The 22,622-nt window shown below is 73.6% G+C and carries 20 protein-coding genes and 2 pseudogenes; 12 read left to right on the forward strand and 10 right to left on the reverse strand.

Annotated features, from left to right (window positions below):
* The 3 genes and pseudogenes from ACFPP6_RS23515 to ACFPP6_RS23525 all read left to right on the forward strand — a co-directional run.
* A pseudogene (locus ACFPP6_RS23515) lies at positions 1–364 on the forward strand (flavin reductase family protein); the annotation flags it as partial.
* Positions 348–503, forward strand: a pseudogene (locus ACFPP6_RS23520) (NF041680 family putative transposase); the annotation flags it as partial. The pseudogenes ACFPP6_RS23515 and ACFPP6_RS23520, both read left to right, overlap by 17 nt.
* Positions 504–597: 94 nt before the next feature.
* Positions 598–1,914: a CAP domain-containing protein gene (locus tag ACFPP6_RS23525; RefSeq protein WP_382045690.1), complete on the forward strand. Its 1,317-nt coding sequence runs from the start codon at positions 598–600 to the stop codon at positions 1,912–1,914.
* Here the strand turns inward: ACFPP6_RS23525 and ACFPP6_RS23530 are convergent.
* From ACFPP6_RS23530 to ACFPP6_RS23560, 7 genes are all read right to left on the reverse strand, one after another.
* Positions 1,860–3,011 (reverse strand): enoyl-CoA hydratase/isomerase family protein, encoded by a 1,152-nt coding sequence (locus ACFPP6_RS23530; RefSeq protein ID WP_382045693.1) that lies wholly within the window; start codon positions 3,009–3,011, stop codon positions 1,860–1,862. The two genes, ACFPP6_RS23525 and ACFPP6_RS23530, sit on opposite strands and share 55 nt — an antisense overlap.
* A 63-nt stretch (positions 3,012–3,074) precedes the next feature.
* Positions 3,075–3,527 carry a type II toxin-antitoxin system VapC family toxin gene (locus tag ACFPP6_RS23535; protein ID WP_382045696.1) on the reverse strand — a complete coding sequence of 151 codons (453 nt, stop codon included), beginning with the start codon at positions 3,525–3,527 and terminating at the stop codon, positions 3,075–3,077.
* Positions 3,528–4,195: 668 nt separating this feature from the next.
* A complete protein-coding gene (locus ACFPP6_RS23540; RefSeq protein ID WP_382045699.1) occupies positions 4,196–4,723 on the reverse strand; it encodes a DUF4352 domain-containing protein in 528 nt (175 codons plus the stop codon).
* 147 nt (positions 4,724–4,870) lie between these two features.
* Positions 4,871–5,461, reverse strand: a complete 591-nt coding sequence (locus tag ACFPP6_RS23545; protein WP_382045701.1) for a hypothetical protein — start codon at positions 5,459–5,461, stop codon at positions 4,871–4,873.
* A 181-nt stretch (positions 5,462–5,642) separates the two neighbouring features.
* The gene (locus ACFPP6_RS23550; RefSeq protein WP_382045703.1) at positions 5,643–6,515 is read right to left on the reverse strand and encodes an undecaprenyl-diphosphate phosphatase; all 873 of its coding nucleotides are present in this window, start codon (positions 6,513–6,515) and stop codon (positions 5,643–5,645) included.
* 150 nt (positions 6,516–6,665) lie between these two features.
* Complete coding sequence (locus ACFPP6_RS23555) at positions 6,666–6,986, reverse strand: nuclear transport factor 2 family protein (RefSeq protein ID WP_382045706.1); 321 nt, start codon at positions 6,984–6,986, stop codon at positions 6,666–6,668.
* Positions 6,987–7,128: 142 nt separating this feature from the next.
* Positions 7,129–7,839 (reverse strand): TVP38/TMEM64 family protein, encoded by a 711-nt coding sequence (locus ACFPP6_RS23560; RefSeq protein ID WP_382045708.1) that lies wholly within the window; start codon positions 7,837–7,839, stop codon positions 7,129–7,131.
* 170 nt (positions 7,840–8,009) lie between these two features.
* Between ACFPP6_RS23560 and ACFPP6_RS23565 the strand changes: the two genes are divergently transcribed.
* Complete coding sequence (locus ACFPP6_RS23565; protein WP_382045711.1) at positions 8,010–9,224, forward strand: GTP-binding protein; 1,215 nt, start codon at positions 8,010–8,012, stop codon at positions 9,222–9,224.
* Positions 9,225–9,239: 15 nt separating this feature from the next.
* A complete protein-coding gene (locus ACFPP6_RS23570) occupies positions 9,240–10,085 on the forward strand; it encodes a spermidine synthase (RefSeq protein ID WP_382045714.1) in 846 nt (281 codons plus the stop codon).
* Between the two features lie 86 nt (positions 10,086–10,171).
* Here ACFPP6_RS23570 and ACFPP6_RS23575 read toward each other — a convergent pair whose 3' ends face one another.
* Positions 10,172–11,239 (reverse strand): DUF8017 domain-containing protein, encoded by a 1,068-nt coding sequence (locus ACFPP6_RS23575; protein ID WP_382045717.1) that lies wholly within the window; start codon positions 11,237–11,239, stop codon positions 10,172–10,174.
* An 81-nt stretch (positions 11,240–11,320) separates the two neighbouring features.
* Between ACFPP6_RS23575 and ACFPP6_RS23580 the strand changes: the two genes are divergently transcribed.
* Positions 11,321–11,776 (forward strand): DUF4442 domain-containing protein, encoded by a 456-nt coding sequence (locus tag ACFPP6_RS23580; RefSeq protein WP_058041388.1) that lies wholly within the window; start codon positions 11,321–11,323, stop codon positions 11,774–11,776.
* Between the two features lie 136 nt (positions 11,777–11,912).
* Here the strand turns inward: ACFPP6_RS23580 and ACFPP6_RS23585 are convergent, their stop codons facing one another.
* Positions 11,913–12,278 (reverse strand): hypothetical protein, encoded by a 366-nt coding sequence (locus ACFPP6_RS23585; protein WP_382045720.1) that lies wholly within the window; start codon positions 12,276–12,278, stop codon positions 11,913–11,915.
* Positions 12,279–12,733: 455 nt separating this feature from the next.
* Between ACFPP6_RS23585 and ACFPP6_RS23590 the strand changes: the two genes are divergently transcribed.
* The 6 genes from ACFPP6_RS23590 (at position 12,734) to ACFPP6_RS23615 (ending at position 22,075) form a co-directional block, all read left to right on the forward strand.
* Positions 12,734–13,828 (forward strand): carbohydrate binding domain-containing protein, encoded by a 1,095-nt coding sequence (locus tag ACFPP6_RS23590; protein WP_382045722.1) that lies wholly within the window; start codon positions 12,734–12,736, stop codon positions 13,826–13,828.
* Between the two features lie 93 nt (positions 13,829–13,921).
* On the forward strand, positions 13,922–14,788 hold the full coding sequence (locus ACFPP6_RS23595) for a glycosyltransferase (protein ID WP_382045725.1): 867 nt from the start codon (positions 13,922–13,924) through the stop codon (positions 14,786–14,788).
* Positions 14,785–18,804 carry a glycosyltransferase gene (locus tag ACFPP6_RS23600; protein ID WP_382045728.1) on the forward strand — a complete coding sequence of 1,340 codons (4,020 nt, stop codon included), beginning with the start codon at positions 14,785–14,787 and terminating at the stop codon, positions 18,802–18,804. The genes ACFPP6_RS23595 and ACFPP6_RS23600 overlap by 4 nt, the downstream gene beginning before the upstream one ends.
* A gap of 412 nt (positions 18,805–19,216) precedes the next feature.
* Entirely contained in the window at positions 19,217–20,488 is a 1,272-nt protein-coding gene (locus ACFPP6_RS23605; RefSeq protein WP_382046207.1) for a glycosyltransferase family 4 protein, read from the forward strand.
* A 50-nt stretch (positions 20,489–20,538) separates the two neighbouring features.
* A complete protein-coding gene (locus ACFPP6_RS23610; protein WP_382045730.1) occupies positions 20,539–21,240 on the forward strand; it encodes a hypothetical protein in 702 nt (233 codons plus the stop codon).
* Positions 21,241–21,409: 169 nt separating this feature from the next.
* Complete coding sequence (locus ACFPP6_RS23615; RefSeq protein WP_382045734.1) at positions 21,410–22,075, forward strand: DedA family protein; 666 nt, start codon at positions 21,410–21,412, stop codon at positions 22,073–22,075.
* 126 nt (positions 22,076–22,201) lie between these two features.
* Here ACFPP6_RS23615 and ACFPP6_RS23620 read toward each other — a convergent pair whose 3' ends face one another.
* Positions 22,202–22,423: a response regulator transcription factor gene (locus tag ACFPP6_RS23620; protein ID WP_058041396.1), complete on the reverse strand. Its 222-nt coding sequence runs from the start codon at positions 22,421–22,423 to the stop codon at positions 22,202–22,204.
* Positions 22,424–22,622 lie beyond the last annotated feature (199 nt).

The following is a 22,622-nucleotide window of genomic DNA, read 5'->3' on the forward strand; positions in this document are numbered from 1 at the left end:
CAACCCGGTGCCCGAGAGCAAGCAGGCGGTGTACCGGTACGAGCCCGACAAGTGCGCCGCGTCCGGGCTCACCCCGGCCGACTCCCACATCGTGAAGCCGCAGCGGGTCGCCGAGTGCGCGCTGCAGCTGGAGGCACGGGCCCGTGCACTGACGCCGGGCGGAGCGGGTCTTTTCTTCAGCGTCGAGTGCGACGTGCTGCGCGTCCACGCCGACGAACGCATCGTCGTGCCGGGCACGCACCACATCGACCCCGCTCTCTGGAGCCCGCTCATCTACAACTTCCGCCACTATCACGGTCTGGCACCGGAGGTCGGATACGGCTTCCGCTCGGAAACGGTGAACGCAACGACCTGTGCTGCATGACAGCCCCTCGGCGTCCAACCGGCCCGGCCCCGGCAGGCCCCTCGGCTCGAAGAACCGCAGGCCGGCACCCCGCTACGACGTAGGTAAAACCGTCAAACGTCCCGAGACACTCATCGAACGCGACCAGGCCAGACCATGAAGAACAAGCTGAGCACCGGCTCGGGAACCTCCCGGACGTACGGCACGTTTTCCACCGCACCGGCCCGAAGGCGGCCGTGTTCGGAGGAGCCGCGATGAACGACCTGGTCGCCGGAGGGAACGCCACGCTGCCCGACGGCACGTTGACGCTCCGCGTGCCCGGCCCCTTCGACCTCTCGGTCATCGTCACCGGCGAGAGCGGAAAGGTCGAAGGGGACGGGGACTTCGTCTTCTACAACCAGCCGTCCGCGCCCGGAGCCCGGCTCGCCGGTGACACCGTCACCGTCGACCCCCGCGGCTTGCGGCGCGGGGCCGCGCGGGTGACGGTCGTGGTCAGCCCGGCCGACCCCGGCACGCGCCTCGGGGCGTTGCCCCTTCCCGTCCTGAGCGTCGCGGGAAGCGGCGGCGGGCTCCTGGCCAGGTTCGCGCCGCCGCGCCCCGGCCCGGAGACCGTGCTGATGCTCGCCGAGCTGTACCGGCGCGGCACCGGCTGGAAGATACGGGCCCTGGGCCAGGGCTACGCGGACGGACTCGCGGGTGTGGCCAGGGACTTCGGCGTGGACGTGGCGGACGAGGGGGACGAGGGGCACGGGGCGCAGGCGACGCACAGGCCGGGCGCGACGCACAGCCCGGACGCGACGGGTGACGCCTTCGCCGCCCTTGTGAACGCCGAGCGGTCCGCGGCCGGGGTGCCGTCCGTGACCGTGGAACACCGGCTGGCCTCCGCGGCCCGGGCACACGCCGCGGACATGGCCGCGCACGGCAACCTCGCCGCCGAGAGCCCGGACGGGACGTCCCTCTACCACCGCATAGCCGCCACCGGCTACCACTGCCTGACCGTCACCGAGCACCTCGTCTCCGGCCCGCGCACCCCGGCCGAGTTCGTCGCCTACTGCCTGGGCGGGAGCGAGCGGGCGCTGCCGTTCCGGGATCCGGCCGTCGCCCACGTCGGCGTGGGCCACGCGGCGGCACCCTCGGGGGACACCTACTGGACCGCCGTGTGGGCCGCGCCCATGACCCCCGGCGGGATCGCCCGGCTTGCCGCGGAGGTCTCCGCCCTCACCAACGCCGAGCGCACCGCGGCCGGTCTGCGCCCGCTGGCCGCCGATCCCCGGCTGGCCGCCGCCGCGCAGGCGCACAGCGACGACATGGTCGCCCGCGACTTCTACGCCCACACCTCGCCGGAGGGCAGCGAGCCCTGGGACCGGGCGCGGGCGGCGGGGTGCCCGCACCCGGGCATCGGCGAGAACATCGCCTGCGGGCAGCGCAGCGCGGCCGAAGTCGTCCGGGGCTGGATGAACAGCCCCGGCCACCGCGCCAACATCCTCAAGCCGGACTTCGCGCACATCGGCGTCGGTTACGCCACAGGCAGCCGGGCCGGCACGTACTGGACGCAGCTGTTCGGCACGTGACCGGGCCCGGCGGTTGGGCCAGGACCGGTGCCGGTGCCGGTGCCGGGCAGGGTCAGGCGAGCCCGAGACCGCCGTCGTCCGCCGGCGCGAAGTCGCTCCACGTCCGCATCCGTCACGGCCTCCAGCCGGGCGGGCGCCCACCGCGGTGTGCGGTCCTTGTCGACGACCTGCGCACGGATGCCCTCCAGCAGGTCGGGGTCGGCCAGCGAGGCGCATATGACGCGGTAGTCCTGCTCCAGCACCTCGGGCAGACCGGGCAGCCGGCGGGCGCGGCGCAGCGCGCTCAGCGTGACCTTCAGCGCCGTGGGCGACTTGCCCCGGATCGCCTCCGCGGCCTTCCCGGCCTCCGCGACGCCGCTCCCGGCGAGCCGGCCGAGGATCTCCTCGACGGTGCCGGCGGAATAGCAGTGGTCGATCCAGTCCTGCTGTGCGGCCAGTTCGCCGGCGGGGGCTGGGGCGGCGAAGGCCCGTACGGCCTCGGCGGGTTCGGCCACGGCCAGCGCGGCGGCGAACTCCTGCAGCCGCGCCGCCGGGACGAAGTGGTCGGCGAATCCGGCGCGCACGGCGTCGCCCGGGCCCATGCGCGAGGTCGTCAGGGCGAGGTGGGTGCCCAGTTCGCCCGGGGCCCGTGAGAGCAGGTACGTGCCGCCGACGTCGGGCGCGAAGCCGATGGCCGTCTCCGGCATGGCCACCGCCGACCGCTCGGTGACGACCCGTATGCCGCCGTGCGCGGACAGGCCGACGCCGCCGCCCATCACCAGGCCGTCCATGAGGGCGACATACGGCTTGGGGTAGGCGGCGATCCGGGCGTTGAGCCGGTACTCGTCGCGCCAGAACTCCCTGGCCTGCGCGCCGCGCCCGGCGCGGACGTCGTCGTGGACGGCCCGGACGTCGCCGCCCGCGCACAGGCCGCGCTCGCCCGCGCCGTCGAGCACCACCGTGGTCACGGCGTCGTCGTGCTCCCACGCGTCCAGGGCGGCGTGGATGCGGCGGACCATGGTGTGGGTGAGTGCGTTGATGGTGCGGGGCCGGTTGAGGGTGATGCGGCCCGCGCGCCCCTGCCTGCGCAGCAGTACGGCGTCGTCGATGGTGGTCATCGTTCCCCTTTCACTGGATGGCGGAGCGGGGTGGCCGGGCGGCGCGCGGCGGGTGGGTTGCCGTCAGGAGCGGCCGGGCGCGGTGGCGGTGCCCGCCGCGTCGGTGATGCCCCGGATCGGGCAGCGCGGGCCGGTGGCGCGCAGCAGCCGCAGGTCGGCCGTCACGAGCGTGGCCCCCAGCTCCTCGGCGACGGCGACGTAGGCCGCGTCGTCCGGCGTGAGGTTGTCCTTCAGCTGCCACATCCGTCCCAGCAGGGGCTCGACGGCGACCTTCCGCAGCGTCAGCCCGGGCAGCTGCCCGGCGACTTCGGCCACCCGCTCGGCGGTCACCTGTCCCGCGAGGTACATCCCGCGCAGGGACTGCATCACTTCCACCAGGATGTGCTCGGGAGCGGCCCACTCGGCGTCCGCCGCGAGCGCGGCGCGGGCGCCGTCGCCCCGCGGTCCGTCGTCGGCGAGCGCCAGAACGAGTGCGGAGGCGTCCACGACGATCAAGGTGTCTCCCAGCGTGTGCATGATGTGGCGGTTGCGGCTGAGGCCGCGCCGCCACCCTAACCGCGCGGGCGTGGCCGCGGAGCGGCCGGGTGTGGCGCCGGCGCCGGCGCCGGACCGGTTTCGCTGCCGCGGACTTGAACGCCCTTCATACGGGCGCGGGCCCGGGCCGGCATGTCAGCTCGGGCTCTCGCCCTGGCTCGGGCTCTCGCGGCTGGGGGCTCGTCCCGGCTTGGGGCTCTCATGTCGGCTTGGGCCCTCGTGTCGGCTTGGGCTCGCGCGGGGTCGGGCTTTCCCCTGGCGTTGGGGGGCTCGCCCCGGCTTGAGCCCTCATGTCAGCTCGAGCTCTCTCACCCTGACTCGGGCTCTCACCCTGGCGTGGTCTCCCGCCCCGGCTTGGGCCCTCGTGTCGGCTTGGGCTCTCACCCCGGCTCGGGCTCTCGTCCCGGCGTGGGCCCTCGCCCCGGCTCGGCCCCTCACGCCGACCTGGCCCTCACGCCGGGCCGGGCCACCCGCCCCCTTACACCGGTCCGCCCTCGTTCCGGCCTGGAAACGCCGACCCCGGTACCGGGTCGTGCGGGGTGTGGCGCGCGAGGGAGCCTGCCGCACGGCACGCACGGCGCCGGTGCCGTGCCGTCACTCGGCCGGGTCGCGCAGCGGTACGCGGTCGCCGTGCCGGCGAACCGTCGCTCTCAGTTCACCGGCCCCGCCCAGTGGACGGTCGCGAACTCCTGGCCGAAGCCGGGGCGGACCGCGACGTCCACGCGGCCGAGTCCCTCCTGCGGCACGTCGAAGGCGAGTGTCGCCTTGCCCGACGCCTTCGGATTCAGGGTGCCGGTGAAGGGGGTGCCGACGCCGCTCGCGCTGTCGAAGATCTGGGCCGCCCGGTCGGCCTTGGCGCCGGATTCGACGGTCACCAGGATGCCCGCCGTGTCGAGCTGCTCCTTGGAGCCGTTGGTGACGCTGACCGTGAACTTCACCGGCTGGTTGCCCGCCGTGTGCCCGAGGGAGGTGCCGGACGGCGTGAACCGTACCGGCTTCGTGACCGTCACCTTCAGGCCGCTGCGGTACGCGTAGGTGTCGCCGAAGGCGGCCACCCGCGCCGAGGGGGAGGCCGAGGGGCCGCCGGACAGCGTGATCGTCTGTCCCGTGCCGACCTTGCCGGAGCCTCCGCAGGCCACGCCCGCCGTCGCCACGGCGGCCGCGGCCGCAAAGGCCACGGCCGCCTTCCGCGCGCTGGGCCGGACCGCGCCCCGGGGCCGAACGTGCGCCGCCCGGGGCGGTCGTCTCGTGCCCATGTGCACTAGCGTGCGCCGCGGGGCGGCGGTGCGCATCCGGAGCGCGGGGGAGCGGTCCGCCCGGCGGTGTCAGCCGCCCAGGACCTTCTTGAGCTGGGCGGTCTGCGGGCCGGAGTCCTGTGCCGGGATCGTCCAGCGGAAGCTCTTGCCCTCGCCGTCGGTGTAGGTGAGGGTGCCGCCGCGCTGGGCGTCGCTGATGTCGAAGGTGCGCGCCCGCACCTGCGAGGCGCCGGCGCGGATCGGGCCGCCCGAGTCGAAGCCCTGCAGGAAGATGTTCGCCTCGTTGTTGGCGGCCTGGCCGTCGGCGGCCATCCACCGCCAGCCGCCCTTCTCGGTCGGCGTGGTCTCGGCGGCGGCCACGTCCGTCATCGGGCGTTCCTTCACCGTGACGATCGCGAACAGGCCGCGCGCGGGCTTGTCGGTGGCGGTCTTGGCCGCGTAGACGACGCTCATGGGCGTGATTTCGAGCTTGCCTCCGCCGCCCGCGCCGACGGTCTCGGTGCCCTTCCCCATCGGCAGGGCCTCGCCCGCGGGCTCGTCGGCCGCGGCGGAGGGCGACGAGCCGGCTGACTTCACGGTCTCGGCCTTCGTCTCGCCGCTGCAGGCGGCGAGGGACAGGGCGGCAGCGAGGCAGAAGGCGGTGACGGCTGTGGTGCGCATGCATCCCCCGGAGGTGCGGGTTACTTGAGGTACGAACGGACCGGGGAACCGTACCCTCGGTAACAACCGCAAACGTGCCGTCTGCATCAATCGTGACCAGCTCGCTACCTTCCCGGTATTGCGAAGGGATTGCTTCGTCCTACTAAGGCGCCCCGAAAGGGGATGAGCCGGGCCTGCGCTCTCAGCCGAGGTCCTCCCCGGCACGAGGGCTCAGCACCCCCGCCGCCACCAGGGCGAACAACAGCAGCCCGAGCAGGACGCGATAGATGACAAAAGGCATGAAGCTCCTGGTGGAGATGAAGCGCATGAACCAGGCGATCACGGCATAACCCACCACGAACGCAACGGCCGTTGCGAAGATCGTCGGCCCCCAGGCGGTGTGCCCCGTACCCGCGTCCTTCAGTTCGAAGACCCCGGAGGCGAGCACCGCCGGGACGGCGAGGAGGAAGGAGTAGCGGGCCGCCGCCTCGCGGGTGTAGCCGATGAGCAGGCCGCCGCTGATCGTCGCGCCCGACCGGGACACGCCGGGCACCAGCGCCATCGCCTGGCAGAAGCCGAAGACCAGGCCGTCCCGGACCGTCAGGTCCCGCAGCTCCTTGCGCCGCCTCGCGGCCCGGTGCCGCCCGCCGCCCTCGTCGCGCGCGGCCAGCCGGTCGGCGCACCCGAGCACCACGCCCATCACGACGAGCGTGGTGGCGATCAGCCGCAGATCGCGGAACGGCCCCTCGATGGCGTCCTTGAGCACCAGCCCCAGCACCCCGATGGGGATCGAGCCGACGATGACCAGCCACCCCGTCCGGGCGTCGGGATCGCGTCGCGCCCGCCGGTCGTGCAGCGACCGGAACCAGGCGCCGACGATGCGTGCGATGTCCTTGCGGAAGTAGATGAGCACGGCGGCCTCGGTGCCGATCTGGGTGACCGCGGTGAACGCCGCGCCCGGGTCCGGCCGGTCCGCGAACGCGGCCGTCAGCCGCAGGTGGGCGCTGGAGGAGACCGGGAGGAACTCGGTCAGTCCCTGGACGAGCCCGAGGACGAACGATTCGAACCAAGACATGTGGGCCTGTGCCATCCAAGTCGTCGCGGCCGGGCCGGCACGATGGCACCGGCCGCCCGATCATCCACAGGATGGAAGGCGCGCCGAAGTCGTACGGGTGAACGGTTCCTTAACCCGGGGCCGTAGCGGACGACGGATGCGGACGGAGCGTCAGGCCTGCCCCGTCTCGAAGCGGGTGACCTTCCCGCCGTCGACGGTGAACCGCCACTTGGTGCGCATCTCGCCCCACGTGTCGTTGCGGTAGCGGGCGACGAGGGCCAGGCCGTCGTCGCTCTCGGACTCGACGTCCATGTGGCCGTTGGACGTGAAGACCTCGCGGTCCGCCCACTGGGTGAGGTTCCGGTCGGTGCCGTCGTCGGCCATCGTCGCGCCCGGCGCGAGGGACTCGTGGAAGGCGGTGCGGTCGCCCGCGTTGAGGGCGCTCACCAGCGTCCGTACGGCGGGTTCGGAGAGCTGTTCGACGGGGATCACGGGGCGGCTCCTTTCGGGGGTGTGTCCAGGACAGGACAGCACCCCCGCAGTGCCGGCGCGCGCCGGGCCCGCCCGGATGGCGGAGGGCCCAAGTCGCCCACCGGCGGCCGGAAACGGGCGGAGTGAGCCGGAAACGGCCGCGCTACGACGACCGCGACAGCCGCCGCGACAGGCCCTTCTTGCGCCACGCCACGACCACCGCCGCCAGACCGGTCACCGCGATGAACGCCGTCGCGCCGAGGAAGGCGGGCGACGTCGGCGCCGTGGCGTGGCTGCCCGCGATCACGTAGGCGGCCGTGGCCGGCGCGCTGCCCAGGGCGGTCGCCAGCAGGAACGGGGTCCAGCGCATGCGGGAGACGGCGGCGCAGTAGTTGGCCGCGGCGAAGGGCACGCCCGGGAAGAGCCGGACCGCCATCATCGACCGGAAGGCGTGCCGGCTCAGCTGCCGGTCCGCGGCCTTCAGCCACCGGCCGCGCAGCAGCGGCCGCAGCGCGTCCTGCCCCAGCAGCCGGCCCAGCCCGAAGGACGCGGCCGAGCCCAGCACCGTGCCGACCACCGCGGCCGCCGTCCCCGTGGGGGCGCCGAAGAGCGCTCCGGCGGCGATGTTCAGGATCGGGCGCGGCACGAACGCCGCGGTGCACAGCCCGTACGCCGCGGAGAACAGCACCACCGCAGCGCCTCCCGACAGCTCCGGCCAGCCCTCGGCGAGCATCCGCTCCGGGCGCAGCGCGAGCACCGTGGCCGCGGCGGCGGCCAGCAGCGCCACGAGCAGGCCCAGACGGAACCACGGGGACAGCCGGGCATGCGAGCGGAGCTCGGCGGGGCCGGGGGAGTGCGGGGCGGCTTCGGGCATCGCTGGAGCCTAACCGACAGGGATATAAAGAGGTCGTCATCCCGGAAAGACGGGGCGGCGCCAGAACACTCCTTCCCCGTACGTTCACTCGAACGCCTTCCGTGCGCCCACCGCCCGTGGCCGGGGAAAACCGTTCGACGCCCCGCACACCGTGCGCGAGCATCGAGCGCATGAACCGGCCAGCATCCGGCCATCCGCGCCACAAACCGCACGTCAACATCGCCACCCTCGGCCCCGCCGGCCACGGCAAGACGACGCTCACCGCCGCCCTCACCCACGTCCTCGGCACCCGCGCCCGGGCCCTCTCCGCCCCGCCCGCCGGCCCCGGCCCTGGCCCCGGCCCCGGCTCCGGCCCCGGCCGCGGCCCGGGGGAGAGCGCGCCCCGCGCCACCGTCGCCTGCGTCCACGTCGCCTACGAGACCGGCACCCGTCACTACGCCCACACCGACCCGCCCGGCCGGCCCCGCTTCACCAAGAACCTGCTCGCGGGCACGGCCCGGCTCGACGGCGCCGTCTTCGTCGTCTCCGCCGTCGACGGGCCCGCGGCGCGGGCCTCCGGGCACCTGCTGCTCGCCCGCCGGGCGGGCGTGCGCCACCTCGTCGTCGCCCTCACCAAGGCGGACGAGGCCGGGCCTGAGCTCACCGACCTGGTCGAGCAGGACGTGCGCGCCCTGCTCACCGCCCACGGCTACGACGGCGAGCACACCGCCGTCGTCCGCGTCTCGGCGCTGTGCGCGCTGCGGGGCGACCCGCGCTGGACCGCCACGATCGAGGCCCTCCTGGACGCCGTCGACACCTACGTGCCGACGCCCCTGCGCTACACGGACGCGCCCTTCCTGCTCTCCGTCGACAGGGTCCTCACCGTGCCCGCGCGCGGCACAGCCGTCACCGGCGTCATCGAGCGCGGCACCGTCCGGCTCCGCGACCACGTCCGGCTCCTGGGGCACGAGGGCCCCTGCGACACCCATATCACCGGGCTGGAATCGTTCGGTCGTCCGCTGACGGAGGCCCGGGCCGGAGACCGCGTCTCCCTGCTGCTGCGCGGCTTGCACCGCGAGCACGCGCACCGGGGCGACACCGTCGCGGCGCCCGGCAGCGTCGTGCCGCGGCGCCGCTTCACCGCGGACGTGCGCCTGCTGCGCGCGGACGAGGGCGGCCGGCACACGCCCCTGTTCTCCGGATACCGGCCGCAGTTCCACCTCCGCACGGCCGACGTCCCCGGCACCGTGATCCTCGGCGGCCTTGGCGTGGCGCTGCCCGGCGAGACCGTCACGATGTCGGTCGTCCTCGACCGGGAGTTGCCCCTCGAAACCGGCCTCGCCGTCGTCATCCGCGAAGGAGGCCGCACCGTCGGCACCGGAACGGTCTCCCCCGCCGTGCCGTGAACGCACAATAGGGGAGTGGAAGAACCGATACCCGTCACGCGGGACGTGGACTGGGGCACCGCCAAGCTGATGCCCGACGTGGACCGGCAGCGGGCCTGGCTGCTCACGGTGAACGGCGCGCCCCAGTCGTACGTCGACCTGGACGACCCCACCCACCTCGAATTCGAGTACGCCCAGCGGATCGCCCACGTCCTCGACGCCGCCGCGGAGCCGCACCGGGCCCTCGACGTGCTGCACCTCGGCGGCGGGGCGCTGACGCTGCCCCGCTACGTCGCCGCCACCCGCCCGGGCTCGCGGCAGCGCGTCGTCGAGGCCGACCGAGGCCTGCTCGCGCTGGTCACCGAGCACCTGCCGCTGCGGCACGGCTCGGGCGTCGAGGTGATCGCCGGTGACGCGCGCAGCGAGCTGGAGGCCGCCGCGGACGCCTCCGCCGACGTGATCGTCGCCGACGTCTTCGGCGGCTCGCAGGTGCCGGCCCACCTCACCTCGCTCGCCTACGCGCGCGCCGCCGCCCGGGTGCTGCGACCGCACGGCCGCTACGCGGCGAACCTCGCCGACGGCGCGCCCTTCACCTTCCTGCGTTCACAGGTGGCCACGTTCCGGGCCGTCTTCGCCCACGTGTGCCTGATCGCGGAACCGTCGGTGCTGCGCGGCCGGCGCTTCGGCAACGCGGTCCTCGTCGCCTCGCACACCGAACTCCCCGTCGCCGCGCTCGCCCGCCGCGCCGCCGGGGACGCCTTCCCGGCCCGGGTCGAGCACGGGGAGGCGCTGGAGCGGTTCGCGGCCGGCGCGCGGCCGGTCGACGACGCGGACGCCGTGGGATCCCCCGAGCCGCCGGGCGGGGCGTTCAGCGTGGGCTGACGCGGACGCTGCGGGTGCCTCGGACGCCACGGACGCCACGAGTGTCGCGAATGCCGCGGTCCGGCGGGGGCGGGGGTCACCGGGGATCAGGAGCTCTTCAGGGGCCTGAGGGAGCTCATGATCTTCTTGATGACGTCGTCGGGCACCTCGTCCTCGGTGCCCGTGGCGCTGTAGAGACACCATGTGGCCAGGTCGCCGTTGACGTCCTTGTACGTCACGGTCACGGACTTGGCGCTGGTGGCGCAGTGGTGCTTCTTCGCGATTCCCGTGACCGTCGCCGAGGCGGAGGTGCCGGTCAGGCCGTGGTCGCTCTTGAACTCCTTGCCCTTGGAGTAGTTGAACTTCCCGGTCTTCTTCTGGTCGAAGCCCCAGAAGAGCCAGTTCAGCGCCTCGTTCTCGGCGGCGTCGGCCTCGCTCTTGGCGCCCTGGGCGCCCTTGGTGCCGGCGGAGACCGGGGTGGCGTCCTTCTCGCACCGGTCCTCGTTGAACTGGGCCGTCCCGGTCATGCTGATGCCCTTGCCGTTGGGCGGGAACGACTTGTCGTCCTCGTCCTGGAAGCCGATGCTCGTTCCCGGAGGAGCGACCTTCCACTCCGGCGGCACGTCGAAGACGACGTGCCGCTTGCTGTTGGTGACCACCTTCCAGCCGTCGATCACGGGCTTGACCTGGACGTTCGCCCGCGGGTTGTCGGCGGGGTCCTCACTGGCGCCCTGGGAGGGGGACGGGGCCGCCGACGACGAGGACGCCGAGGGCGCCGTCGTCGGGTCGCTCTTCGCCACGTTCTCCTTGTCGTCGTCCTTCAGGACGACGACACCGGTGATCACGGCGGCGGCCACGACGGCGATCGCCGCGGTGACCGCGATCACGGTGGTGCGCTTGCGGTTGTCCCGCGGCGGCTCCGGGGCCCCGGGCGGGCCCGGCGCGTGCCACTGCCGGCCGATGGGCGGGGTCGGGTGCTGCGTCCCGGCGGCCTGCTGCTGGTACGGATTCGGCTGCTGGGCTCCGGCCTGGGCACCCGGCTGCTGGTACGGGTTGGGTTGCGGGTAGCCCGGCTGGGCGCCGGACGGCGGCCCCGGCGGCGGCACCGGCGTCTTGTACGGATTCGGGTCCTGCGGGTTCTGCTCGCCCCCGGGCGGCTGCTGTCCTGGCCACATGGCCGATAACCATAGAGGCAGAAGACGACCTCGGTGAGGGCACCCCTTCCCGCCATTGCTACCGACTGGTAACTTTCGGGCATGTCTGAGACCACCCAGCCGTCGATCGGCGACATGCTCCTGGCCACCGTGCCCATGGCCAAGACGCTCAACCTCGTCTTCGAGGAGGCCAACGCCGAGCGCGCCGTCGTCCGCCTCCCCGACCAGCCCGACTACCACAACCACGTCGGGGGCCCGCACGCCGGCGCCATGTTCACCCTGGCCGAGTCCGCGAGCGGCGCGATCGTCCTCGCCGCCTTCGGCGACCAGCTCTCGCGCGCCGTGCCGCTCGCCGTCCGCGCCGAGATCGGCTACAAGAAGCTCGCCATGGGCCCCGTCACCGCCACCGCCGAGCTCGGCCGCCCGGCCGCCGAGGTCGTCGCCGAGCTGGACGCGGGCGGCCGGCCGGAGTTCCCCGTCCACATCGCCATCACCCGCGAGGGTGGCGACGTCACGGGCGAGATGACCGTCGTCTGGACCCTGCGGCCCAACGCGTAGCGGCTGCTGAGTCCGCCCGCACGGCGAGAAGGCCCCACCCGGCTGTACGGGTGGGGCCTTCGTCGGTTTGCGGCCCCGGTCACCGCTTCATGGAGACGGTGACCGTTCGGTTGCCGGCGCCAGGGGAGGGGCCGGGTTACGAGCTGGACCCTGCAAGGTCGGCGATGACGAGCACGTTGACGGTGGCGCGGAACTGGAAGGCCGGGTTCGTCTTCGCGACGACTTCCTGCGGGCGTATGTTGGCGCGCACGGTGACCGTGACCCTGCGGCGCCCCTTCGGCGCGACCTCGAGCGCGACGGACTCGCCGCCGATTTCCCAGTCCTCCGTGTTGCCGTTCACGAAGTTCTCGAACTTGAACGACTGGAGCGCGGCCCGGACGACATAGCCGTCGTCGTCCTCCCGGATGGGGGTCGGGAATTCGATGTCGTACTTCCCCTCCGCCGTGTTCGAGGACGGGGTGATGGGGAGGTCGAATTCATGAGACTTGAACGCCAGTGCCATTGCCTTTACCTCCGATGAATTCGGGAAAGGTGTTACCCGCTGCGCCGGTGATTTCGGCGAGGGGGCTTGCGGGGTCATTGATAGCACGCCGGGAAGTGCGGCTGCCAGTTGATGCCGGGCGGGCGCCGAATTTTGGTCAGCAGGCTGTTTCGGTGACGGTTCAACCGTATTGGCGCCATGTTCGAGCCGGTTCCCGCTCGGGACGTTTACCTGTGTTTATGCGTGGTCAGGGCGCTCTTGACGCCGGGTCGGCCGTAACGGTATCCGGACCCGGATTCTCTAGATCGTAAAGCTCGGGATCAGGCTGATCCGCTGGCTCGATGTGCGTGACATATACCGAAGCGGACGACTCCGTTTTGCATTTCTTTATCCGCCCGTCGGTAATCTCTCCCTCGGCTCGAACGGACAAGTGAGAGGTGGGATTCATGCCCTTCGTCATTGCTCAGGGACTTCCTGTGCCGAGGCGTCTGGCCCGCGGGCAGCAGGAGTTCTTCGCGATAGACCTCCGGCTGACGCCGGGGAGTCTGCCGATCAGCGGTAAGGAGGAGACGATCTGGATCGAGTTCCCGGAGGGGGTGACGTTCCCCGAGGGCGGAAAGGTTTACTACCACTCGCCGAAGAAGCCGCGGGAGGAGCTCAGCCCCCGCCCTTACGACAAGGCGACCCGGCAGCTGCGGTTCGTCCATTCCATCCATCTCGGGGATCACTCGGAAGCGGCCGACGGCTACTACTCCGTCAATGTCCAGGTGCTGCCCGAAGCCCCCGAGGACCTGCTGTGGGGGCGGATAGGGATCGGTACCGCCACGGCGCCGCTGCGCATTCAGGTGGGTGCGCCCGGGCCCGGGCCCGAGCCGGAGAACCTGATCAAGAACGGTGGGTTCACCGACGTCCGGTTCAAGCCCGGCAAGGACTGGCAGGCCCTCGGAGGAGTCCTCTACGGGCGGGACGCCCAGCAGCTCGGCGCCTGGACCGTCGGCCAGTACAAGGGCAGGGGGGTCTGGGAGACCTCGAAGACCGGCGAGCCCGGCAGGCTCATCGACCTGATCAACGGTGACGCCGACGGACACTTCCCGGCCGACGCCGAACCCCCCTTCGACAAGGGGGAGAACGTCGTCGACATCAACGGCGACAACACCTGCGGCTTCATCGAGCAGGCCGTCGACGTCACCCCCGGCGCCTCGTACCGGCTCGCGTTCCACACCGGCTACCACGTCCTGCCGAACCCCGAGGCCCCTTATCACCGGCCCACCTGCCTGCGGGCGGAGGTGCGGTACGGAAAACCGGGCGCCGAGACCGTCCTGGCCTGGGACGACTACGTCCAGTACTGCACCGGCGCCGGCGCCGCCGCCTCCCACGACGCAGGGAAGAAGCTCAACGCACCCGGCTGGCGCGAGCGCCTGCTGCCCTTCCGGGTGCCCCAGGGCGTCACCTCGGTGACCGTGCGGTTCGCCAATCCCGGACGGTCCGGCTTCGACAAGGAACTCGACGCCAACCCCGACGGCAGCTCCGGAATGCTGCTCGCCCACGTCCGGCTCAGCGCCACCCCGTAACCGCGCGACAGGGACGGTGGCCCGCCGTACGCGAAGGCGGGCCCCCGGTTCCCGCGCGCCCGCACGCCCTCGCACAAGGAGACGTCCCCACCCATGAACAGCCCCCAGACGGCAGCACCCGCACCGAACGAGGACTCCGCCCCCGTCCCCTCACCCGGGGCCGGCCCCGGCCCCGCGCCGGTCGCCACCGCCTGTGACCTCGAACTCGTCATCCCCGCCTACAACGAGGAGCAGCGCCTGGCCCCCACCGTGCTCGCCCTCGCCGAGCACCTGCGTGGCATGCCCCTGACCGCCGCGCTGCGCGTCGTCGACAACGGCAGCAGCGACCGCACGGCCGAGTGCGTGGACCGGCTCGCCGCCTCCGGCATCCCCGTCACCGTCACCGGGTGCTCCCGCCGCGGCAAAGGGGCCGCGGTGGCCCGGGGGATGGTCGGCACCAGGGCCCGCTGGGTCGGCTTCTGCGATGCCGACCTCGCGACCCCGGCCACCGCCGTCGACGACGCGGTCGCCCTCCTGCGGGACGGCTGGCAGGTCGTCATCGGCTCGCGCCGTTGCACGGGAGCGCGCATCCCGGTCCGTCAGCCCGCCCTGCGGCGGCTGGGCGGGGCCGGGTTCCGGCTGGCGACGCGGCGGTTCTCGGGGCCGGTCAAGGACACCCAGTGCGGGTTCAAGTTCTTCGAGGCGGGGGCAGCGCGGCGGGTCTTCGCCGATGTCACCACCACCGGCTTCGCCTTCGACCTGGAGGTCATCGCCCGGGCCCGGGCCCTCGGGCTGAGCCTGACCGAGTTCCCGGTCGTGTGGAGCGACCAGGAGGGCTCCAGCTTCCGGCCGTTCGCCGACGGCCGCCGGGTGGCCGGGGAACTGTGGCGGCTGCACCGGACCATGCACCGGCTCCCGCCCCGGGTCGTGCACCACGCCCACGCCGCCCCCTCCGCCCGTGCTGCCGGGGAGGCGGGATGACCCCGACGGACTTACGAGCCGCCCTCCCCGCCACCCGGGACTGGCAGGGCCGTCACGTCGTCGTCTGCAACTGGCGCGACAGCCGCCACCCGCAGGCGGGCGGTGCCGAGCTGTACTGCGAGGAAGTCGCACGCCGGCTCCATGACGCGGGCGTCCGCGTCACCTACCTGACCTCCCGGCCCCGGGGCACCGCCCGCCGCGAGGACACCGGTTTCGGCACCGTCGTGCGCGGCGGCGGCCGGTTCACCGTCTACGCGTTCGTCCTGCTGTGGCTGCTGCGCCACCGCCGCTCCGTGGCCGGTGTGATCGACTCGCAGAACGGCATCCCCTTCTTCACCCCGCTGGCGCTCCGCCGCCGCACCCCCGTCGTCCTGCTCATCCACCACGTCCACCAGGGGCAGTTCGCCCTGTGGTTCCCGCGCCCGGTCGCCGGTTTCGGCCGCTGGCTGGAGGGGCGGGGGAGCGGTCTGGCGTACGGGCGGCGCGCGGTGTGCGCCGTATCGCCCTCCACCCGGGCGGAGATCCGCCGGTGGCTCGCCGTGCGCGGCCCGGTCCACTTCGCGCCCGCCGGCCTCGATGCGGTGCCGCCCGCGGGCCGCCCCCGGCAGCGGGCCGCCGCACCGCGCATCGTCTGCGTCGGCAGGCTCGTCACGCAGAAGCGCGTCGACCGGCTCGTCCGCGCCATGCCCGCGCTCCGCCGTGAGCTGCCGGACGCGGAACTGCACGTCGTCGGCGACGGCGAGGCGCGCGATCAGCTGCGCGCACTTGTGGACGAACTCGGCGTCGGCCACTGCGTCGTCCTGCACGGCCGCGTGCCGCAGGAGGAGCGGGACGCCCTCGTCGACTCGGCGTGGATCACCGCCACCACCTCCCTCGCCGAGGGCTGGGGCCTGTCGGTCATGGAGGCCGCGGCGGCCGGGGTGCCCGCGCTCGCCTACGACGTCCCCGGGCTGCGCGACACCGTCCGCCACGACGTCACCGGCTGGCTCCTCGACCCCGACGACGATCTCGCCTCCGGCCTCGTCAAGGCCCTGCGGGCCGTCGCATCACCGCAGGACGCCGCCCGCTGGGAGGCCGAGTGCCGGAAGTGGGCGGCCGGGTTCAGCTGGACGGCCACCGCCTCCCACCTGCTCGCCACACTCACCGCCGAGGACGGCCGGCTGAGCCGGACAGGCCGGCGGAAGGCCGCCGAGCGGCGCACCGTCACCGACGCCTGCACCCTCGTCAGCGCCCCGGCCGACGTCCTCGAACGCGCCGATCTCGCCGCCCTGCGCGCGACCGACCTCGTCGACCTCGCCGGCCCCCGCCCCGGCCTGCTCCTGCTCGGCGCCGACGAACGGGACGCCGAGGCCGTCCTGGCCCGCATCGGCGTCGACACCGGCGACGAGCGGGTGTCCGTCCGCCTCGCCCGGCACAGCGACATCCTCGGCTGGCAGGCCCACCCCCCTGCCCGGGCGCGGCGGCATGACGCGGGCCGCCGCCGCGCCACCACCCGGGCCGCCGGCCTCGGCGCCCCGCTCGCCCTCCTCGCCCTCTCCGCGCTCGCACTCGCCCTGCGCCTGGCCTTCACCGGCCGTTCCTACGACGTCTTCGTCGACGAGCTCTACTACACCGCCATCAGCCGGCACCTCGCCGACGGCCAAGGCCCGCTCTTCGACGGGCAGTTCTTCGCCCTCCACCCGCCCGCCCTCTTCGCGCTGCTGGCCGCCTTCATGCGCCTCACCGGCCAGGGATCCGGCGACCTGCTGCACCAGGTACTGGACCTGCGGCCTGTCATCGCCGTCACCGGCGCGGTGACCGTCGTCGCCGTCACCGCACTGCTGCGCCGCGCCGCCCGGGGCCCGCTCGCGCTGCTCGCCGGGCTGTTCCTCGCACTCGACCCGTTCCTCAACCGCTTCGACAGCCGCGTCATGCTCGAAGCCCAGGCCACGGCCGCCGCCGCGCTCGGCATGCTGGTCCTCGCCCGCACCCCGGCAACGCCCCGCGGCCGGGCCGCCACCGGCGCCGGCGCGGGGCTGCTGTTCGCGCTCGCCGTGACCACCAAGGAGCCCTACGCGCTGGGCACGTTCGTGCCCGTCACCGTGCTGGGCCTGGCGGCCCGCGGCGAGGTGCGGCGGATGCGCCTGACGGCCGCCGCCGTCACCGCCGCCGGGTACGCGGTGTACGTCGTGACGACGGCTGCCACGGGCAACTGGGCGGCTTGGTGGGCGCAGAAGACCGACGGCATCGCCCGCGCCCTCGGCATCAAGCAGATCAGCGGCTTCAACAGCGGCGACGGCTCGGTCGCGTTCACCGACCGGCTGCTCGTCCAGCTCGGCCAGTTCGCCGTCCCCTACGCGCTGATCGCCCTCGGCACCGCCGCCACCGCGTGGCTGCTGTGGTCCCGTGCCCGGCGACCCGGGATGTTCACGGAACGGCCCGGGCGGATCCTGATCACGGCGTGGGCGGCGTGCACGCTGCTGCACCTGCTCTACGCCATGGCGCTGGGCACCCTCGAGGAGCAGATGTTCTACCCGCTGGTCGTCACCAGCACCGCCGCCCTCGCCCTCGCGGCCGACGTCCTCCTCCTCCGGGACAGGGGCAGGGGCAGGGGCAGGGGCAGGGGCAGGGGCAGGGACAGGGGCAGGGACAGGGGCAGGGACAGGGACAGGGATGGGGACAGGGGCATGGCTACGGCGACCAGGGCGCTCGCCGTGCTCGCCGCCCTCGCCCTGGCCGCGAACGCCGTCGTCTGGACGCGCGTCCACACCCGCCACGACGACGCCCTCCGGCGGACCCTGGCCTGGTCCCGGTCGCACCTGCCCGAAGGCAGCGTCGTCGCGGCCACCGACGAAGGCGCGTCCTTCGTCCTGCCCGGCGCCCGGCTCGCCGAGTGGCGGACCACGGCCGACCTCAGGCGTGACCGCGTCGACTACCTCGTGCTGTCCACCGAGCTGGTGCAGCAGGGATACGCGCGGATCGGCCCCCGGCTTCCCGGCGTGCTGGAGCGCGAGGCCCGGCTCGTCCACAGCGAGCGCGGGGCGACCGTCGGGGCGCTGCGCGTGTACGACGTGCGGGCGCTGTCGCCGGCTCCGGAAAGGCGGGCTGACGATGGTGACGACGACCGCCGCTCCCGCAGTGACCCCGGCGCAGGAGAACCCGGAGAAGGGGACGGTCCACGGAGCACTCCCCCTCGCCCTGTCCGCCGTGCTGGTCGGCATGGGGAACTACGGGCTCTCGCTGTTCCTCGTCCACCGCCTGTCCGCGCCCGACTTCACCGTCTACGCCGCCGTCTCCTCGGTCCTGCTCAGCGTGGGCACCCTCGCCGGCGCCACCGTGCCCTGGGTGCTGGCCCGCGAGGTCGCCGCCAGTGCCCCGGGCAGCGCACGGCGGCGGCAGTCGGTGCGCACCTGCCTGTGGCTGGCTCTCGGCCTGGCCCTCCTGACCGCCGCCGCGTCGTGCGGGGCCGTCGCCTCGTACGCCGGGACGGGCCCGCTCGCCGGCCTGGCGGCGGCCTGCCTGATGCTCTGGCTCAACTCGGTGGGCGCCGGCCACCTGCAGGGCCGCGAGCGCTTCGCCGGGCTGGCCGCGCTGCGGGTCGCCGAGGTGGCCGTCCGTATCGCCGCCACCGCCGGGGCCGTCGCGGCCGGGTGGGGGAGCGCCGGTGCCATCGGCGCCTTCGCCGCCGGTGCGGGGGTCACGGCCGCCGCCGGGCTCGTCGCCCTGCGCGGGGAGCGGACGGCGTGCGGACAGGCCGCGGCGGAGCCGGGCGACCGGGCTTCCGAAGTTCCGGGAGTTTCCGAAGGCCGTACGGAGTGGTGGCGGCGGGCGGTCGCCGTCGGCGGCATCCAGGTCCTCACGTGCGTGCTGTTCACGCTGGACGTGGTGGTCGCCGTGGCGGTGCGGGGCGGATCGGCCGACCTGGCGCCGTACCAGGCCCTGCTCGTCCTCGCCCGGGTGCCGCTCTTCCTGTCGGCCGCACTGGCCACCGTCGTCTTCCCCCGGCTGGCGGCCGGGCCGTCCCCCGCGGCGGGTGAGCGCTTCCGGAGCGCGCTGCGGCTGCACTGGATCACCGGCACCGCCGTCACCGTCACCATCGCCACCTGCCCCGGCGCGCTGACCGGGCTCGTCCTGCCCCGGCACTACACCGCCTCGGCCGCCCTTCTGCTCCCGCTCGCACTGGCCGGGTTCGCGGGCGCCACGATCGCCCTGGCGAGCGTCGTGTTCCAGGCCTGGGGCCCGGCCCGGCGGGTGGTCGTGCCGCTGGGTCTCGCCTGCCTGGCCGGGGGCGCCGGCTACGCGCTCACGGCCGCCCGCCCCCTGGCCCTGGCCTGGTGCTCGGCCGCCGTGACCTGTGCTGCCGCGGTGGTGACGGTGGGGCGCGCGCGGCGCCGGGTCCCCGGCCTCGGCCCGGCCGCGGGGGCCGCCGGCCCGCTCGCCGCGGGGGCCATGGCCTGCTGCGTGCTGCTCGCCCTGCGGCCGCACCCCGTGCTGTGGGCGCTCGGGGCGCTCGCGGTGCTGGGCGCTGCGGGCCCGGCGGCTCGCACCCGTCCCCGCCGGCCAGGCCCGTACCGCGTGCTCCACCTGGGCTTCGAGGACCCCCGGCGGCCCGGCGCGGGCGGCGGCTCGGTCCGTACGCACGAGGTCAACCGGCGGCTGGCCGCGCGCGGCGTCGACGTGACCGTCGTCGTCGCGCCCTGGCCCGGCGCCACGGAGACCGTCCGCGACGGCGTGCGGTACGTACTCCTGCCCGCGCACCCGGGCCCGTTGGCCCGCAGCCGCTTCGCCTCCCAGATCGCCTACTTCGCGGTCGTCGTCACCCGGCTGGGGCGGCTGACACGCCGGTACGAGCCGGACGTCGTGGTGGAGGACTTCGCCGCCCCGTTCTCGTCCGTCTGCGTCCCCCACCTGACCCGCAGGCCCGTCGTCGGGCTGGTGCAGTGGCTGTTCGCGGCGGACAAGGCCCGCGAGTTCCACCTGCCCTTCGGCGCCGTCGAGCGGCGCGGGCTCGCCTCCCACACCACGCTGCTCGCCGTCAGCGACGACCTCGGCGCCGAGCTGGGCCGGCGCAACCCGGCCGCGCACGTGGAAGTGATCCCCAACGGCGTCGACCGGGCAGCGTTCACCCGGCCGCGCGTCGAGCGGGCCGACCACGTGCTCTACCTGGGCCGCCTGGAGACGACTTCGAAGGGCCTGGACCTGCTGCTGCGCGCCTACGCCCTCGCCGCCCCGCACACCACCGCCGCCCTGCACATCGCCGGCGACGGGCCGCACGCCGACGCCGCCCGCGCCCTGGCCGCCGGGCTCGGCATCGCCGACCGCGTCCGGTGGCTGGGACGCGTCGACGGCCCGGCCCGCTTCGACCTGCTGGCCTCGGCCCGCCTGGCCTGCGTGCCCAGCCGCCGGGAGACCTTCGGCATGGTCGCCGCCGAGGCGCTGGCCACCGGCACCCCCGTACTGGCCTTCGACATCCCCCGCCTGCGCGACCTGGTCACCGACGACGTGGGCGTACGCGTCCCGCCCGGCGACCTCCACGCCTACGCGGCCGCCCTGGCCGCGCTCACCCGCGACCCGGCCCGCTGCGCGGCGCTGGGCGCGAAGGGGCCGCCGACGGTGGCCCACCTGGACTGGGACCGGATCGCCGCCGCGCAACTCGCGGCCTACCACCGGGTCACCCCGGGCGTCCGGCTCCCGCACGAGGCACCTGTCACCGACGGGTGACCGCTCACCGAGAGACACCAAGAGAAACCGAGAGAAGAGGAAGCAGAGACATGGCCTTCCACATCAACCAGGGCAACCCGATCCCGCAGGTCCTGCAGCCCGGGGCGAACGCCTCGTTCGCGATCGAGGTCTACGTCGACGGCAACCCGGTCGGCCCCGGCGAGATCATCCAGGTGAAGCTCCCCGACGGCCTGGTCTTCCCGCCCACCGGCGAGATCCGCTTCATGAACCTGGACGCCGGCATCAACCGCCCCCTGCCCATCGAGAGCCGTGACCCCGACGGACGGCTCGTGCGCTTCAAGGCCGAGGCCATCGGCAACAAGCCGGAGGGCTTCTACTCCGTGAACGTCCAGGCTCTGCCGAACGCCGCACCGGGCGACCGCAGCGTCACGGACGGCCTCACCATCGGCGCCACCGCGGCGAAGCTCAGCTTCCGCGTCGGCGGTCCGCGGCCGGTGGAACAGCGGGTGTACGGAATCGTCCGGTCCGACGGAGCTGTCGTCGTCGGCTCCGGCTTCACCGCGAAGCTGTCACCGAACCCGACCTCGACCTCGACCGTCACGATCACGTTCGCCAAGCCCTTCACCACGGCGCCGGTCGTCGTGGCCACCGCGACGCTGGCGAGTCCGTCGGTGAGCGTCACGATCGGCGGTGTCTCCGCGACGTCGGCCACGATCTGCACCGCGAGCCCGGTGGGCACCTGGAAGCCCCTGTCGTTCCACTTCATGGCCATGGGGCTCGCGCAGCCGTAGCCGCGACCGCGGGGCGGCGGTGCGGAACGGTGTGAGCCATCTCGCCCGGCAACGCGCGGCCTCAGCTCAACCTCCGAGCCGCTCAGTGAGTCCTTACCTCAAGTAGGCTTCCCGCCGTGCGCCGCATCGGCGCACGGCGGGAAGCAGGTCTTAACGGGAGGAACCGGCGTTGCACATCCAGGAGTGGCTCGAAACGGTACCGGCGATCGCCGTCTACCTCTTGGTGGGCGGGGTCATCGGACTGGAGAGCCTGGGTATTCCGCTCCCCGGTGAGATCGTCCTCGTCAGTGCCACGCTGCTGGCCGCCACCCAGGACCACATCAACCCGTACGTTCTGGCGGCGTGTGCCATCACGGGCGCCATCGTCGGCGATTCCATCGGCTACATGATCGGCCGCAAGGGCGGCAAGCCGCTGCTGGAGTGGCTCGGCCGGAAGTTCCCCAAGCACTTCGGCCCGCACCACGTGGCCACCGCCGAGCGGTCCTTCCAGAAGTGGGGCATGTGGGCGGTCTTCGTCGGCCGCTTCATTGCTCTGCTGCGGATCTTCGCGGGCCCGCTCGCGGGCGTGCTGAAGATGCCGTACTGGAAGTTCCTGATCGCCAACGTGCTCGGCGGCATCGTCTGGGCCGGCGGCACCGTCGCCGTGATCTACTCCGTCGGCAAGGTGGCCGAGGAGTGGCTGAAGAAGTTCTCCTGGCTGGGTCTGGTGGCCGCTCTGCTCTTCGGTCTGGGCTCGTTCGTCGTGATGCGGATCAAGGCCAAGAAGGCCGAGGCCGCCCACGCCGCCGATCCCGCCGCCGCCGCTCAGCCGGAGCCGGTCCGGGCCGCCGACTGATCGCCGGGTGACCTCGGGGCTCCCCGGAGCCTCGCCGAAGCCCCCGGGCCCTGCAGAGGGTCCGGGGGCTTTTTGCGTCCGTCCGCGCTTTCGCGCTGCCGCGCTCTCCGTGTTGCCCGCGGTCGCTCAGCCCGCGTCCTGGCTGATGCTGAGGCGTACGAGATCCGCCAGCGTCGGCGCGGGGCGTTTGGCGCGGATGCGGCGGAGGTAGGTGCCGACGGTGTGGACGCTGATACCGAGCCGCCTGGCCGTCTGGTGGTAGGTGAGCCCCGCCCCGATGTGGGCCAGCACCTGCCGCTCGCGAGGCGAAAGGCGCGGCGGTCCCGTCTGGACGCTGAGGCCGGGCATCGGTTCTCCATGGGGCAGGCGGAGCCGCGCGGCATGGGTGGCCCGCGGCCGGCCGCGGGTGAAGTTCCTTCCCCCCGCGCGACGCTTTTGAATGGATCTAACCACGAACTCGGCTAAAAGCAAGCAAAAAATACTGGCCAACCGGTCAATGGCCCCTTAATCACAGGTAAGACGACTGTCAAGTCCCCAACTTCCGTGG

It is taken from the genome of Streptomyces aureoversilis (assembly GCF_042657885.1).
In the GTDB taxonomy this organism is placed as follows: Bacteria; Actinomycetota; Actinomycetes; order Streptomycetales; family Streptomycetaceae; genus Streptomyces; species Streptomyces aureoversilis.

What these genes read in the sequence shown, in the direction of transcription:
- ACFPP6_RS23525 (WP_382045690.1), top strand. Translation starts at nt 598, where the DNA reads ATGAACGACCTGGTCGCCGGAGGGAACGCCACGCTGCCCGACGGCACG.
- ACFPP6_RS23530 (WP_382045693.1), bottom strand. Translation starts at nt 3,011, where the DNA reads ATGACCACCATCGACGACGCCGTACTGCTGCGCAGGCAGGGGCGCGCG.
- ACFPP6_RS23535 (WP_382045696.1), bottom strand. Translation starts at nt 3,527, where the DNA reads ATGCACACGCTGGGAGACACCTTGATCGTCGTGGACGCCTCCGCACTC.
- ACFPP6_RS23545 (WP_382045701.1), bottom strand. Translation starts at nt 5,461, where the DNA reads ATGCGCACCACAGCCGTCACCGCCTTCTGCCTCGCTGCCGCCCTGTCC.
- ACFPP6_RS23550 (WP_382045703.1), bottom strand. Translation starts at nt 6,515, where the DNA reads ATGTCTTGGTTCGAATCGTTCGTCCTCGGGCTCGTCCAGGGACTGACC.
- ACFPP6_RS23560 (WP_382045708.1), bottom strand. Translation starts at nt 7,839, where the DNA reads ATGCCCGAAGCCGCCCCGCACTCCCCCGGCCCCGCCGAGCTCCGCTCG.
- ACFPP6_RS23565 (WP_382045711.1), top strand. Translation starts at nt 8,010, where the DNA reads ATGAACCGGCCAGCATCCGGCCATCCGCGCCACAAACCGCACGTCAAC.
- ACFPP6_RS23575 (WP_382045717.1), bottom strand. Translation starts at nt 11,239, where the DNA reads ATGTGGCCAGGACAGCAGCCGCCCGGGGGCGAGCAGAACCCGCAGGAC.
- ACFPP6_RS23580 (WP_058041388.1), top strand. Translation starts at nt 11,321, where the DNA reads ATGTCTGAGACCACCCAGCCGTCGATCGGCGACATGCTCCTGGCCACC.
- ACFPP6_RS23585 (WP_382045720.1), bottom strand. Translation starts at nt 12,278, where the DNA reads ATGGCACTGGCGTTCAAGTCTCATGAATTCGACCTCCCCATCACCCCG.
- ACFPP6_RS23595 (WP_382045725.1), top strand. Translation starts at nt 13,922, where the DNA reads ATGAACAGCCCCCAGACGGCAGCACCCGCACCGAACGAGGACTCCGCC.
- ACFPP6_RS23600 (WP_382045728.1), top strand. Translation starts at nt 14,785, where the DNA reads ATGACCCCGACGGACTTACGAGCCGCCCTCCCCGCCACCCGGGACTGG.
- ACFPP6_RS23605 (WP_382046207.1), top strand. Translation starts at nt 19,217, where the DNA reads ATGGCCTGCTGCGTGCTGCTCGCCCTGCGGCCGCACCCCGTGCTGTGG.
- ACFPP6_RS23610 (WP_382045730.1), top strand. Translation starts at nt 20,539, where the DNA reads ATGGCCTTCCACATCAACCAGGGCAACCCGATCCCGCAGGTCCTGCAG.
- ACFPP6_RS23620 (WP_058041396.1), bottom strand. Translation starts at nt 22,423, where the DNA reads ATGCCCGGCCTCAGCGTCCAGACGGGACCGCCGCGCCTTTCGCCTCGC.